Source organism: Pedobacter sp. ISL-64 (genome assembly GCF_018613605.1).
Taxonomy (GTDB): Bacteria; Bacteroidota; Bacteroidia; order Sphingobacteriales; family Sphingobacteriaceae; genus Pedobacter.
The window spans coordinates 139,626-155,298 of record NZ_JAGGPU010000020.1; the positions used below are offsets into that span (position 1 = coordinate 139,626).

Annotated in this window: 6 protein-coding genes; 3 read left to right on the plus strand and 3 right to left on the minus strand. The window is 40.5% G+C overall.

The annotated features are described in order from the left end of the window. On the plus strand, nt 1-1,565 hold a 1,565-nt coding region (locus J7E57_RS21825), incomplete at its 5' end, for an alpha-N-arabinofuranosidase (RefSeq protein WP_317196569.1). A gap of 1 nt (nt 1,566) precedes the next feature. Then, on the plus strand, nt 1,567-2,505 hold the full coding sequence (locus J7E57_RS21830) for a glycoside hydrolase family 43 protein (RefSeq protein WP_251030005.1): 939 nt from the start codon (nt 1,567-1,569) through the stop codon (nt 2,503-2,505). 777 nt (nt 2,506-3,282) lie between these two features. Here J7E57_RS21830 and J7E57_RS21835 read toward each other — a convergent pair. Genes J7E57_RS21835 through J7E57_RS21845 form a run of 3 tightly spaced genes read right to left on the minus strand, consistent with a single transcriptional unit; the run spans nt 3,283 to nt 7,842 of the window. Further along, nucleotides 3,283-5,628, minus strand: a complete 2,346-nt coding sequence (locus J7E57_RS21835) for a glycoside hydrolase family 127 protein (protein WP_215130942.1) — start codon at nt 5,626-5,628, stop codon at nt 3,283-3,285. Between the two features lie 14 nt (nt 5,629-5,642). Continuing rightward, nucleotides 5,643-6,512, minus strand: a complete 870-nt coding sequence (locus J7E57_RS21840; protein WP_215130940.1) for a sialate O-acetylesterase — start codon at nt 6,510-6,512, stop codon at nt 5,643-5,645. A gap of 1 nt (nt 6,513) precedes the next feature. After that, nucleotides 6,514-7,842, minus strand: a complete 1,329-nt coding sequence (locus J7E57_RS21845; RefSeq protein WP_215130938.1) for a rhamnogalacturonan acetylesterase — start codon at nt 7,840-7,842, stop codon at nt 6,514-6,516. A 787-nt stretch (nt 7,843-8,629) separates the two neighbouring features. Between J7E57_RS21845 and J7E57_RS21850 the strand changes: the two genes are divergently transcribed. Next, a complete protein-coding gene (locus J7E57_RS21850; RefSeq protein WP_215130937.1) occupies nt 8,630-15,670 on the plus strand; it encodes a type I polyketide synthase in 7,041 nt (2,346 codons plus the stop codon). Nucleotides 15,671-15,673 lie beyond the last annotated feature (3 nt).

Sequence of the window (15,673 nt, forward strand, 5' to 3'; positions counted from 1 at the left end):
TAACCAATAGATTTAACGAGATCATGATGAAAAAACTTATCTTATCTGCGGCAGTATTCTGCAGTTCTATTTTAGTGCACGCACAAAACGAAACACAGTTAACCATTAAACCAGCTGGCGATCAGATAGTGAGCAAGCACATTTACGGTCATTTTTCGGAGCATTTGGGCCGATGCATTTATGATGGCTTTTGGGTAGATGAAAATTCTACCATTCCGAATAAAGGAAGGATCCGTTTAGATATTGTAGATGCCCTGAAGAAAATAAAAGTCCCTAATCTGCGCTGGCCAGGCGGCTGTTTTGCCGATGAATACCATTGGAGAGATGGCATCGGTCCGAGAAACCAACGTCCGAAAATGGTCAATACCAATTGGGGCGGCGTAACAGAAGACAATAGCTTTGGTACACACGAATTTCTAGACCTCTGTCAGATGCTCGATTGCGAACCTTATATCGCAGGCAATGTAGGCAGCGGAACTGTTGAAGAAATGGCCAAATGGGTAGAATACCTGAATTTTGACGGGGTTAGCCCAATGACGGCCATCCGTGCTCAAAACGGAAGAGAAAAACCATGGAAAGTTTCTTTCTGGGGCGTGGGTAACGAGAGCTGGGGATGTGGTGGCAATATGACACCTGCTTATTATTCTGATTTATACCGCAGGTACGCCACTTATGCACGTAATTATCCGGGCGCTCCGTTAAAAAGAATTGCCAGCGGTGCAAATTCCGACGATTACAACTGGACAGAAACCTGCATGAAAAACATCGGCGACCAGATGTGGGGATTAACTTTACATTATTACACCATCCCAACAGGAAACTGGGGCAAAAAAGGATCGGCTACCAAATTTGATGAGGCACAATACTTTTCGACCATGAAAAACTGTTTAAAAATGGAAGAACTGGTAACCAAACACTCAGCAATAATGGATAAATACGATCCAAAAAAGAAAGTGGCTTTAGTGGTTGACGAATGGGGAATCTGGACGGATGTAGAACCAGGAACAAACCCTGGTTTCTTGTATCAACAGAACAGTTTACGCGATGCTTTAATTGCTGGTACAACTTTGAATATCTTTAATAATCACTCCGATCGTGTTAAAGTAGCCAACCTGGCACAAACAATTAATGTTTTACAGGCCTTAATTTTAACCGAAAAGGATAAAATGGTCTTAACCCCTACTTATCATGTTTTTGATCTGTACAAAGTGCATCAGGATGCAAAATATCTACCGATTGCCTTTACCAGTCCTGATTATACTGTAGGCGATCAAAAAATTCCGGCTTTAAATGTTTCTGCTTCTCAGGATGCAAGTGGTGTTATCCATATTTCATTGGTGAATTTAGACCCAAACAAGAAAATTGCCTTAAGCACCGTTTTAGATGGGTTAAAATGGAGTTCGGTTACAGGACAGATTTTGACCTCAGCCAAACTTACCGATGTAAATACGTTTAGCGATTCGAACAAAGTGCACAATGCAAAATTTACAGGCGCAAAAAAATCAGGAAATTCGCTTAAAGTTGAGTTGCCTGCGCAATCAGTTGTGGTACTCGAATTAAAATAAAATGATAAAAAAACTCATATGCCTCTCTATAATCTTACTATCGGCTTTTTTTAATGCTCAGGCACAGTCGAAAAAGGAGGTTTATCTCTTTGCCTATTTTAAAGGTAACGGGGAAGACGGGTTGCATCTGGCCTATAGTAACGATGCATATAAATGGACCACGCTTAAAAATGACCAATCGTTCCTTACGCCTATGGTAAGCAAAGATAAATTGATGAGAGATCCTTGCATTATCCGAGGGGCTGATGGCTTATTTCACATGGTTTGGACAGTAAGCTGGAAAGATAAAGGTATCGGTTATGCCAGTTCGAAGGACCTGATTAGCTGGAGCGAGCAGCAGTTTTTACCGGTAATGGCTAAGGAAGATGGTGCGAGAAATACCTGGGCCCCTGAAATCACTTACGATAGCCGTACTAAAACCTATATGATTTATTGGGCTACAACCATTACGGGTAAGTTTAATGAAACAGCCTCAACTGAAGAAAGCGGCTACAATCACAGAATTTATTACGTTACCACCAAAGATTTCAAAACCTATTCGAAAACCAAACTACTTTACGATCCGGGTTTTAATGTAATTGATGCTACTATTGTAAAAAACGGGAAACAGTTTATCATGTTTTTAAAAGACGAGACCCGTGAGCCCGCTCAAAAGAATATCAAAATAGCTTATGCCGATCAATTGATTGGTCCTTACAGCAAGGCGGGAAATCCAATTACTGGGAATTACTGGGCTGAAGGACCAACAACCTTAAAAACCGCTAATAACTGGATGGTGTATTTTGATAAATACCGCGATCATAAATATGGCGCAATCCAATCTGCAGATTTAAAAAACTGGACCGATGTTTCTGATAAAATCTCCTTACCAAAAGGTTTACGACACGGAACCATATTAACAATTAAGGAAAAAGAACTCAAAATCTTGTTAAAGCAATAGGGGTTAAGAAAGCGAAATAATACCTGATTCTCCGTGGTCTGTGTCCGCACAGACCCCTTATATTCATGGATAAGATTTCTCCATTCCGTTGCACTTCAGTCGAAATGACGCCTTACATAATAGATCCTGAAACATGTTCAGGAGGACGATCGCCTTTAGATCCATCGTCATTTCGATCAACATTCTCTGGTCTGTGTCCTCACAGACCACTTATATTCATGGATAAGATTTCTCCATTCCGTTGCACTTCAGTCGAAATGACGCCTTACATAATAGATCCTGAAACAAGTTCAGGATGACGATCGCCTTAGATCCATCGTCATTTCGATCAACATTCCCTTGTCTGTGTCCTCACAGACCTCTTATATTCATGGATAAGATTTCTCCATTCCGCTGCACTTCAGTCGAAATGACGCCTTACATAATAGATCCTGAAACAAGTTCAGGAGGACGATCGCCTTTAGATCCATCGTCATTTCGATCAACATTCTCTGGTCTGTGTTCTCACAGACCACTTATATTCATGGATAAGATTTCTCCATTCCGCTGCACTTCAGTCGAAATGACGCCTTACATAATAGATCCTGAAACAAGTTCAGGATGACGATCGCCTTAGATCCATCTTCATTTTGATCAACATTCCCTGGTCTGTGTCCTCACAAACCTCTTATATTCATGGATAAGATTTCTCCATTCCGCTGCACTTCAGTCGAAATGACGCCTTACATAATAGATCCTGAAACAAGTTCAGGATGACGGATCACGAAAATCAGTCCTCTATCTCACCAACCTCACTTCGTATATATTTGCAATAGCTGATCCCTGATCGGCAACAAATTTCACTTCTAAGTCTGCTTTTAATAGCTCTTTGGGGATTAGATATTCTTGTGTATAAAAAGTATCACCTTTGTTTCCATCCAACTTTACTTTTTCAATTACAACACCATTAATCGAAATAGAAAAGTTTTTATTCTTTTCTTTTCCGTAATAAGTTAAACTCAGCTTATTTGCCGATAAATCTTTGTTTTTAAGCACATAACTAAACCATGCTTTTCCATTTCTAAAATGCCTTTCCTGATAAGTTCCGTTGTCGGTTTGCTCGCCCTTAAAATTGTGATCCGATTCTGGCTGCTGCTCTCCAGTGGTGATCAGATCGACGGTTCGCTGTTCCGTTTTCATTTTTTCTTCTTCTGCCAGCTTAATCGCCTTTGCACGCTCTGGCAATGCCTCTGCGCTGCTGTAAGGAAAATAAACCACATATCGCTTTTCAACCAGGGTGTAAAAAGGAACCAATTTTAAAGATTTGTATTTTGGCTGATAGATCGCATTTTGAGCACTGAAGGTTAAACTGTTTTTATCAATCAAAGTAATTTCATTTGCTAAGGTATTTTTAGCTCCTGTAACGAGTGGTGCGTCACTGATCGGGAATAATGGCCCTGAAGCAATATGCCCCATCCTACTGCCATCAGCTAATAAATTAGGTTGATTTAATGTATCCATCGCTGCAGCGAGCACAACCGGGCCACGAAGAAAGGCCACCCAATCAGAACCGTCGGGCATAAACTCAGTAGTGGTGTGCATTGGCAATGAAATGTTAATCACATCGCCGGTAGCCCAAACACGATCGATACTGGCATACCCATTCGCATTACTTTCAGTGGCAACTTTTTTTCCATTAACCAAAACAGTCATTTTTCCCTGTTCTATCCAAACCGGCTGACGAAAATGTAGGGTAAAACGTTGCTTGTTCTTTAACTGAAGTTTGATTGTCGTATTTTCAGCATCTGGAAAAAGTGTTTGTTGTGTAAGCTGAATACCTTTTTCCTTCCAGTTTAAGGTAGAGGGAATGAAAAGATTTACATACAAGTCATTCTTGCCATGAGCATAAATCAACTCTCCATATTTACCATGATTTTCCAATCCCGAGCCTACACAGCACCAGAAACTCTCCTGCGGACTCGAATAAGTACGGTAATGCCCCGGCCGCATCGGTGTAAAATATACAAAACCACCTTTTGGCCGCTGCGAAGAGAGGATATGATTGTAAAGCGTGCGTTCGTAATAATCGAGATAAGTGTTAGAAGGCGCGGCCAAAAATAGTTGTTTGGTGAGCTTCAGCATATTGTAAGAATTGCAGGTTTCAGGCCCTTCGCGCGATTCTGTCATCGATGAAAAATCGTTGGCCGGATGAAAATGTTCCCTAACACTATTTCCGCCAATAGCTACTGTTCTATGTTCTACTACTGTTTTCCAAAAGAAAGCAGCCGCATTTGCCCAGGAAGGGTCTTTATCCAACAAGGCGATCTGCTCAAAACCAATCACCTTAGGTATCTGTGTATTTGCGTGCAGACCATTCAGTGAATCAGTATTTTTTAGCAATGGATTTAGAATGGATCGATCTGAAAACCGTTTTGCCAGTTGAAGGTACTTTTGATTACCCGTTATCGCATAAACATGTGCGAAAGTTTCATTCAACCCACCATGTTCGCTTTTTAGAAGTTCCTGTACTTGCTGATCAGATAAATTCGTGACCAAATCCACACACCAATCGGTGAGTTTTAGGAGCATTTGTTTTGCTTTTTCATTACCTGCAACCGCATAAGCATCGTAAAGGCCTGCATAAATTTTGTGGATATTGTACAAAGGAACCCACTTTCCATTCAGCGAAAAACTTGACGACTTGATGTTGCCTGCTTTGATCTCCTTCCAGATTTCTTTTCCACCAGGAATACCTGCCAAATACCCATCACCGTTTTTTACCTGGCATTTATCCAATTCGGCAATCATGTATTCCATTCGGTCTTTAACCTTTGTATCACCGGTTGAAGCATACATTAAAGCCAGAGCAGACAAATAATGTCCGCCAATATGCCCGTCTAAACCCGTGTTTTCCCAGTTTCCGTATGATGCTGCTTTAGGTTTTAATCCTGCCTCCCTTAGGTAAGGCGCCAAAAGCCTATCCGCATCTAACGAAAGTATGTATTTTTTATCGGTTTCCTGAGCCTGCTTAAAAGGCCCTTCAAGCAAACGTACTTCCGTTAAATTAAATGGCTGCAAGTTCGCCTGTCCAAATGCAGTTCCGTACAGGGCGGTAAACAATACAGCTGTAATTATTTTTTTCATTGCTAAATGATAGTCTATTTTAAATGTTTATTTATCTCTTCGGCCATTCTTAATCCCAGCGCCCAGGTCCCATTGGTACCAAAATGGATATGATCTTTTGGATAACGCGTATTTTTATCACTCGCTCTTTGGCTAAGATCATCAGTGAGTATAACATAAGCGTTGCGGACAGATAATGATGTTTTAGCACTCGATGCCACTTCACGCTGTCCGTTTCGAACTTCATCTATTGCTATACTCTTGTTGGGTGGTGGGCAAACATAACCGTAAACAAACAGCATATTGGCTGTTTTTAAATCCTGTCTAACCCGAATAATGAATTGTTTCAAATTTTTACCGTAACTCTTGCTTATTTCCTCCCCTTTATCAGTATCGGATTCGCCCTGCTGCCACAACATACCCTTAATCAAAGGTTGATAACCACGTTTGACTAAACTATCCAACCCAGATTTAATCGTACTCATAAATACCTTATATTGTAAACCTTGGTTTATGGTATCCTTTTGGTCCTTCCCTGGATTCCATTGTTTATAAAGATTGGTACCACTATGTGCATGTTTTATAATGGCTATACGAGCTTTTGGACGAAGATTTTGTAATTGTGATCCAAAACCCAGTTCAGGGCCAAAACGGTCGGGCGATTCTGATGAAGCATGTAATGGAAACCATTGATCAGGTAAAAAACTACTATTAAGATGAGGTTTTCCTGTATGATAAATCAAAACCCTGCGATCAACTTTCATCGAATCATCCATATTGGACAAGTATCCTTGTCCAGTTGCATTCGACTGTCCACCAATCAGATAAACCTCAATTACAGGCTTTTTTTGACCGAAACAAGAAAAGCTAATAAAAGTTAATATTAAAATTAAGTTACCGCTCATTTTAATTCCCATCTGGTTTAACCACACTGCTTTTAGGGCTCTCTGGCCAGTGCCAATCTGTAGGGTTATCTGGTTTTGAAGGATCGAATTTGGGCAGATCGTCTACCAGGTATTTTGCAATGGCTAATTTCTGTTCCTTAATACCTAAAATGATGCATTGTGCAATTTCATAAGCCCCATAAGGATTAAAGTGTGTGTTATCGGCTAATGCTTTATCCTGACCTGGATAACTGTTAGCAGGATAATGAACAAAGGCTTTTTTCGATGGCTCTTCGCCCAAAGCATTAAACAAAGTCGATGTCATGGCATTTAAATCAATTAAAGCTACTTTTTCATCAGCAGCCACTTTACGTGCTGCAGCAGGGAAATCGCCAAGAGAATTTACAATTTTTCCATCCAGGCCAAAAGACCTTCTACTGGTTGAGGTAACCACAACAGGAATCCCTCCTTTTTTCTTCACTTCCAAAATAAATGTTTTTAACCTTTCGGTATATGATTTATAAGCGCCATCGTTTGGCCCTTTATCTTTTTGATCGTTATGTCCAAATTCAATAAAAAGGTAATCGCCAGGTTTCATCACACTTAAAACCTTCGCTAATCTTTTGCTCCCTAAAAATGAACCCAGCGTTAAGCCAGATTCAGCGTGATTGGCAATCGCAACACCAGGTTTAAAAAAACGGGGAATCATTTGCCCCCACGATGCCCAAGGTTCATCATCCTGGTTCACCACAGTCGAGTTCCCGGCTAAGAAAACAGTAACCTGATCGTCTACTTTTGTAATTTCGAGTGCCTGTAGTGCGGTTTGATGGTCAAATTCTAAAGTCAGTTTATCATCCCAATCGAGTTTGGTAAGTTCGCGTGGTTTTAAAGAAACAAGTTGTCCGCCGGCAATATGTTTATCTTTAATATTTACGATAAAAGTTTTAGTTAGCGATTGCCCAGCTGTGGTTTTCACATTTTCGAGCATCAACCTTCTCGATTCTGCTTTTACCGTACTTAATGCGGGGCCTTTCGGATCGCCTAATGTGATTGTTATTTTGTAATTACCCTCTGGAACGGCTACCGAAAAATAAAATGGTTTATCACTCTTTACCAGATCTGAAGTCAAATAATTCTTCCCACCATAATCTATGCCCACAACTTTCGAATCAAAATCGAAACCATAACCCTTTTCTGTGCTGTAAACATCAGTTGGCAAAACTGGTGTATAACCTTTAGCAACCTTTCCGGTACCAAAATCAAATTTGTAATTGGTTTTTTCTTGGGCCTGGGATAGATTGACAATTAAACCAAGAAAAATGAATGGTTTAATAAACTTTTGAATGCTCATATACTTAAGGTTTGACGTAGGATCTGTTTGATGATTGAATCCATCATGATCGCTTTCCTAAACTCTGGTTAAATAAACGTCTACCTGACATTTATAAACGAATATATAAAAACAATTCCCAATTAAAATGAGAATGAACAGCGTATTTAAAATTTAAGCGTTTTTTTAATAAAAGTACATTCTCGGCAAACTCAGAAAACAACAAATTTCCAATTTTAAATACTAATTAATACTACAAAGATAAACGATTCACAATGTCACATAAATTTCTTCAGTTTTTAATTAAAAAATTATAAGTCAAAGAAATATTAAGCTATAAGACCAAAAACCCCATTTCACGAGCTTAAATCAATAAAAATTCAATAATTTTTAATCAAAAAAGCATAAAAATTCAACACAAAACGTATAAAATCAGACTATTATAAAAATAAATTCGTAAATTAACCCATTATTAATACTAACTCAATATGGATAGTCTTTTTTTGTATTTGAAATTTAAATACACTACATAAAGAACCATAATTGAAAACATTAATTAGAATTTTGTTCATAAAATTCATTTTTAAATGAAAAAATAGGTTGCTTTTCAAACGCTTGTTCAGTTCATTCATTTATAAATTTTTAAAACAATTTGACTTGATCAAGTCGTATATTAGTCTAATTAATCATACACACTAATTGCAGCCCTAAAAAGCTCTGTTATTGCGTATTACAGGCAGGCATAAAGAACCATTATGTTTCGCTTTTAGTCATCCATCAAACAGAAGAAGTAGAAAAATCTAAAGCCATGAACAAATACGCCATTATTGGAGTAACTCCTTTCGAAATCCCTGATAGTAAATTGGTTTCTAATTTACAAAAAGCAGATTGCTTTCCGGTTCTCAGTCTTGGACACAACATAACCGAAACGGAAAACGCACTTCATTCACTTGTAGAATTGGGTATTTCAGATTTTGGTGTAAGTATCAATTCGGCGGTATTCGCCAACATTGATCTTCCTGCCCAGGTAAGTTTAATTATTGCTCCATATGATTTCGTGATAAAGCGTAAAACATCTTCAAAAATTATCTATCAGGTTTTTGATCTCGAATCGGCACTGGCTGCACAAGCAAAGGGTGCCGATGGAATCATAGTAAAAGGAAATGAAGGTGCTGGCCGTGTGGCTTACGAATCTTCTTTTGTACTTTTTCAACGGATTATTAAAGAAATTACACATATTCCCGTTTGGGTTCAGGGTGGTGTGGGTATCCATACTTCCGCTTCATTAATGGCTCAAGGCGCAGCAGGGATTATTTTAGATAGCCAACTCGCCTTATTCCCAGAATGTTCCGCTCCTGAAGATTTAAAAACTGTTTGTGGTAAATTAAGTGGAACAGAAACCAAACTGATCGATAAAGCTCGCGTATTGGCCCGTCCAAATTCGCCGGCATTGGCAGAAGATATAGATTATAATGGTCTTCAAAAATATTTTAAGGGTTACAATCTGGAAACAAATTATCTTCCAATGGGTCAGGATATTGCCCTATCGATTGATCTGGTTACCAAATATAAAAAGCTTGATAAGTTGATTTTTGGCATAAAGGAAGCCATTTACGGCCATTTAAAACAGGCCAAAGCCATCAATGTAATAAAAGCGGATAACCCGCTTGCTAAAGATTTAAACATCACCTATCCTATTGCGCAGGGCCCAATGACCAGGGTAAGCGATGTGGCGCCGTTTGCAGATGCAGTTTCGGAAGCTGGTGCCTTATCGTTTATAGCGTTATCCTTACTAAAAGGTGCGTCGGCAAAAAACCTGATTGAAGAAACCAAAAAACTGGCTGGCGAAAAAACATGGGGCGTAGGTATTTTAGGTTTTGCACCACAAGAGCTTAGAGATGAGCAACAGGAATATATATTAAATGCGAAACCTCCCGTTTTACTAATTGCAGGCGGAAGACCATCGCAGGCTAAACCCTTCGAAAAAGCAGGGATCAAAACTTTTCTCCATGTACCCTCTGCTTCTCTTTTAGATATGTTTTTAAAAGAAGGAGCTAAACGTTTTGTATTCGAAGGCCGCGAATGTGGTGGCCACGTTGGCCCCCTATCGAGCATGGTTTTGTGGGAAAAACAGATTGAACGTTTGTTAAAGGAAGAAAATCCGGAAAGCATCAGTGTTTTCTTTGCAGGTGGCATCCACGATTCTTTTTCCACTGCATTCATTTCAGTAATGGCTGCTCCTTTGGCAGCCAAAGGAATGAAAATCGGTGTATTAATGGGCACCGCTTATTTATATACCAAAGAAGCCGTAAGCAAGGGCGCCATTTTAGATAAATTCCAACAGGAAGCCATGCAGGCAAACGAAACCGTACTGCTTGAAACCGCTCCAGGACATGAAACCAGGTGTTTAAATTCTTCATTTGCCACCTTCTTTAACGAAGAAAAAAAGAAACTTCAGGCAGAGGGAATGGATAAAAAAGAAATTTGGGCAAAACTTGAAACGCTAAATGTTGGCCGTTTACGTATTGCCGCAAAAGGTATAGAAAGACGTGGCGATGAACTGGTAAAAATCGACGAAGCTGAACAAACTGACCTGGGCATGTACATGATCGGTCAGATTGCACCTATGCATAAAGAAGTGATGTCATTGCTCGATCTTCATCAGGATGTAGCCGACAACAACTATACACATATTTTAGACGCCACACTTTCATCACCTCCTGAAAATAAAACCAAAGCACTGGATGTTGCCATTGTGGGTATGGCTTGTATCTTCCCTGGGGCTAAAAACCTCGAAGAATACTGGCGCAATATCATTCTAGGCAAAGATTCGGTAACCGAAGTGCCGGATGAAAGATGGAATAAGGACCTGTATTATAATCCAGATTCTACTGCAGGAGATATGTCGCACTCTAAATGGGGCGGTTTTATCCCGAGGATAGATTTTGACCCCTTAGAATTTGGTATTCCACCGCAATCGCTTGCGGCCATAGAGCCTACCCAACTGCTTACCCTAATGGTAGCCAAACAGGCTATGCAGCACGCAGGTTATGCGGATGGTGGTGTTGACAATGAAAATGTTTCGGTAATTATTGGTGCCGAAGGTGGAAACGATCTGGCCAACAGCTACAGCTTTAGAGGTTTTTACAAACAGGTTTTTGGCGAAATGCCAGCCGAAGTAGATGCCATATTACCAAAAACAACAGAAGATTCTTTTCCGGGTATTTTGGCGAATGTAATTTCTGGCAGGATCACCAACAGGTTAAACCTGGGCGGTCGAAATTATACGGTTGATGCGGCCTGCGCTTCATCTTTGGCCGCAATAGACCTGGCTTGTCAGGAGTTATTTTTAGAAAAATCGGATATGGTTTTGGCCGGTGGAGCAGATCTGCACAACGGCATTAACGATTACCTGATGTTCTCGAGCACACATGCCCTTTCTAAAAAAGGAAGGTGTGCCACTTTTGATGCCGAAGCAGATGGGATTGCCCTTGGCGAAGGGATTGCCATGATCGTATTAAAAAGATATGATGATGCTTTACGCGATGGTGATACGATTTATTCTATTATTAAAGGTGTAGGTGGATCGAGTGACGGCAAAAGCCTTGGTTTAACTGCACCACGTAAAAACGGACAGGTAAATGCCTTAGAAAGGGCTTATAGCCAGGCTGGAATTACGCCATCACTGGTTGGTCTGGTAGAAGCACATGGTACAGGCACAGTGGTTGGTGATAAAACTGAAATCAGCGCATTAACCGATATGCTCAACCAATCAGGCGCAACCGCCGGACAAACGCATTTAGGCTCCGTAAAAACGCAGATTGGCCATACCAAATGTGCTGCCGGAATTGCAGGTTTGATTAAAGCATCACTATCGGTTTACCATGGCATTAAACCACCTACCATCAATTTAAAAACACCAAATAGTTTCTACAATGCCCAAACAAGTCCATTCGCTTTTCATACCGAAGCTGGTTTATGGATGGAAGAAAAAAGATATGCTGGCGTGAGTGCCTTTGGTTTTGGCGGAACAAATTTCCATGCGGTATTGGAAAGTGCTCAGAATACCGAAAATAAAAATTCGATCTTAAAATCGTGGCCATCAGAGCTTTTTGTTTTCAGGGGAGATACTTACGAGGAAGCCAAAAGCCGCGTAATTTCGGTAAAAAATCTCTTAGAACTGAACGATCAGATCGAACTGAAAGATATTGCCTATAGTTTAGCAACCGCTGATACCAAACCTGTTCAATTGAGCATCGTTGCCAATCATGCAGAAGATCTGGTAATGAAAATCGACCTTGTTTTATCTGGTGTAGAAAGCAAAGACACTTACCTTACTCAAAAACAGGAAGGCAAGGTTGCTTTTATGTTCCCAGGGCAAGGCAGCCAAAGGGTAAATATGGCAAGAGATCTTTTTGTGGTTTTCCCTGAAATGAGAAAACTGCTGAAAGCTTATCCTGAATACGAAAAAATCCTATTTCCAAATACCGTGTTTAACGAGGTTGATGCGAAAGCACAAAAAGAACGCATAAAAGATACCCGCATGGCACAACCGTTATTGGGTATTGTTGATCTTGCAATCGCTAACTTCTTAAAATCATTGGGTATTGTGCCTGATATGGTTGCGGGCCACAGTTATGGAGAATTGCCTGCGCTTTGTTTTGCCGGTGCTTTTGAAGAAGAAACCCTGGTTTACCTGAGTGCAGAAAGAGCAAAATCTATTTTAAATGCAGTAGAAAACGGCGATCCGGGCACGATGCTCGCCGTGAGCGCAAAACAGGAAGACCTTGCACAATATCTTGGCGATATCAAAGACGTTTATCCGGTAAACTTTAATGCGCCAACCCAATGTGTTATTGCGGGTAGCACCGCAGCTATCGGCCAGTTGGCTACAGTTTTAAAGGAGGCCAAAATATCTTTCCGCCCGCTAGAGGTGGCCTGTGCTTTCCATAGTCCATTGGTAGCCAAATCGAAACAGCTTTACCAACAAGTACTATCTGGTGTAAACTTTAATGATCTAAAAATTCCGGTATGGTCTAACACCACGGCAAAAGAATATCCAACTGAAGCTGCCGCTGTAAAAGAACGTTTGACCGACCATTTGATAAAACCTGTCCTTTTTGTTGATGAGCTTAGGGATATGTATGCAGCCGGCGCCAGGGTTTTCGTAGAAGTTGGCCCTGGCAAGGTGCTAAGCGGTCTAACCAAAGCTTGCATCGGTAAGGACGAAGTGATTTTACACACCGAAGATCAAGGTCAGAATAAACTCAGCAATTTATTAGGCACACTTGCAGGTTATATGGCTACTGGCCGCGAAATCAAACTCGAAAAATTATTCGAAGGCCGTTCTGTTAAAAGCATCAAATTGGATGAACCTTCAATTTATAAAAAAAGTCCCGCTATCTGGTATGTGAACGGTCAACACGCTGTTCCATCAACGGGTAAACTTCCGGCAAATGGTGCATCCCCTATTACTAAACCGATTATCCTTATGAATAACACCTCTACACCAACTGAAAATCAGCAGGTTAATGGCTCTGCCAAAGACTTGATGATGCAGGAGTACCTGCACAGCATGAAAATGCTGATTCAGGCACAACGCGATGTGATGCTTTCCTTTTTAGGGCAGGCTCCCGCAATGCCTTCGCAAATCATTAATCAACCTTTAACATCATACCAGGCACCTCAACCTGTCCGTATCGAAAATCAGATCACAGTAAAACAGGAAGTGCCACAAGTACAAACCATCGAAGTAATAACACCTGTTGTTGCACAAAAAGATTTAAAACTAGTGCTTTTGCAGCTAGTAAGCGATAAAACCGGCTATCCACAAGAAATGTTGGGTATGGAAATGGATCTGGAAGCCGATTTAAGTATCGATTCGATCAAACGTGTAGAAATTATTGGTGCTTTACGTAGCGAACTGGGTGGTTTCTCTCAATTAAACCTTCCGGAAGATAAAATTATGGAACAGCTTGCCGGACTTAAAACCTTAAGCAGCCTTGTAAACTGGATTACAGAAAACACCGAACAGCCAAAAGCGGTTAGTGCACCTGCTCCGATAGCCGTAACAACAAGCCAGGCTGAACCTGCAAAATTTTCATTAGATCAGCTAAAATCGGCCATTCTTGATGTGGTGAGTGAAAAAACAGGTTATCCAAAAGAAATGCTGGGCATGGATTTAGATCTTGAAGCTGATTTAAGTATCGATTCGATCAAACGGATGGAAATTATCGCCTCTTTAAAAGAAAAAATCGGATTTGGCTCACAAAGTGAACAAGCTGATGATTTAATGGAGAAACTGGCCGCAATCAAAACCTTAAATGCCCTGATTAACTGGATTGCCGATGTTGAAGCAGAAAGCTCGGAGGTGCTTACAGAAGCAAAAAAGCTTATTGAGGAGAGCATCGATGATCAAACGGTTAAAGAAAAATTATCCCGTTTAAGATTTGAGCTAACTCCTGCTGCACTTACCATTACCGAAGCAGCCATTTTAAAAGGTCAGCGTTTTGCCTTAACCGATGATGGTGGCGGACAGGCGATCAAAATCAAGAAAGTGCTCGAAAAACATGGTGCTATTGCCAATCTGGTGAGCTTTGAAGACTCATTGGATGGCTATCAGGGTCTCATCATTTTGAACATGTTCGAAGCACAGCAAAAAGTAGGCATTCTCGATCATTTCGCAACGATTAAAAAACTAAATTTTGATACCGTAAAATGGGTGTATCTGATTGCTGATACCAAACAATATTTTAACGATCAATCTGATATTTCTTTCTTAAGAAATTATCAAGGGTATTCGGGATTCTTTAAAAGTTTAGACCGCGAATACGAGCATACCAAATGCCGTTTCATCAGTCTCGAAACCAAAATGTCGCCGGATGAAATCACCAATATTACCTTAAACGAAATCCTGAATCCGGATAAACCTTCGGAAATTATTTACAACGACCATAAAAGACACATTATGGAACTTGTACCGCATCAATTGAGTACCGAAACCGATGCGCACATCCATTTGGATAAAGATGCCGTGGTAATGGTTTTAGGTGGCGCACAAGGCATTACAGCCGAACTGATGATCCACTTTGCAAAAGATTACCCTTGCAGGTACATTTTGGTGGGCCGTTCTGCAAATCCAATAGCTTCGGCAAATGAAGCCAGTTCTTCGTTAAAAACCAAAGATGAGATCAGGCAGTACGTAATTAAGCAGGGCGAGATTAAAAAACCTGCCGAAATAGAACAGGAAACGAATCGGATTTACAAAAATAACCAGATTTTACGTTGCATTGCAACTTTAGAGGAAGGTGGATCGACGGTAGTTTACGAGTCGTTAGACCTTAAAGATGAAGAAGCACTGACCCGTTTGATCAATCAGGTTTACGAAGATTATGGTCGCATAGATGGCGTGGTACATGGTGCAGGTTTATTGGAAGATAAATTGTTCCATAGTAAAACTTCCGAATCTTTCGGACGCGTTTTTGATACCAAAGTAACCCCATTAAGGGTATTGGCCGAGCAGTTAAGACCAGAAACTCAATTTGTGATCCTTTTCTCGAGTATCGCTTCGGTTTACGGAAACCGTGGGCAAACCGATTATGCCGCAGCAAACAGTGTAATGGATAAATATGCCTGGGCCTTAAAACAGAAGATTCAAGGCAAGGTAATGGCCATTAACTGGGGGCCGTGGAAAGGTGCAGGTATGGTTTCGCCAACATTAGAAAAAGAATACCAGCGCAGGGGAATTGCATTGATCCCGTTACAGGATGGAATGGAAACTTTCTTAAACGAACTTAAATATGGTAAAGAAAGCCAGGTATTGATCATGGCCGGAAACACTTGGACATAGAAA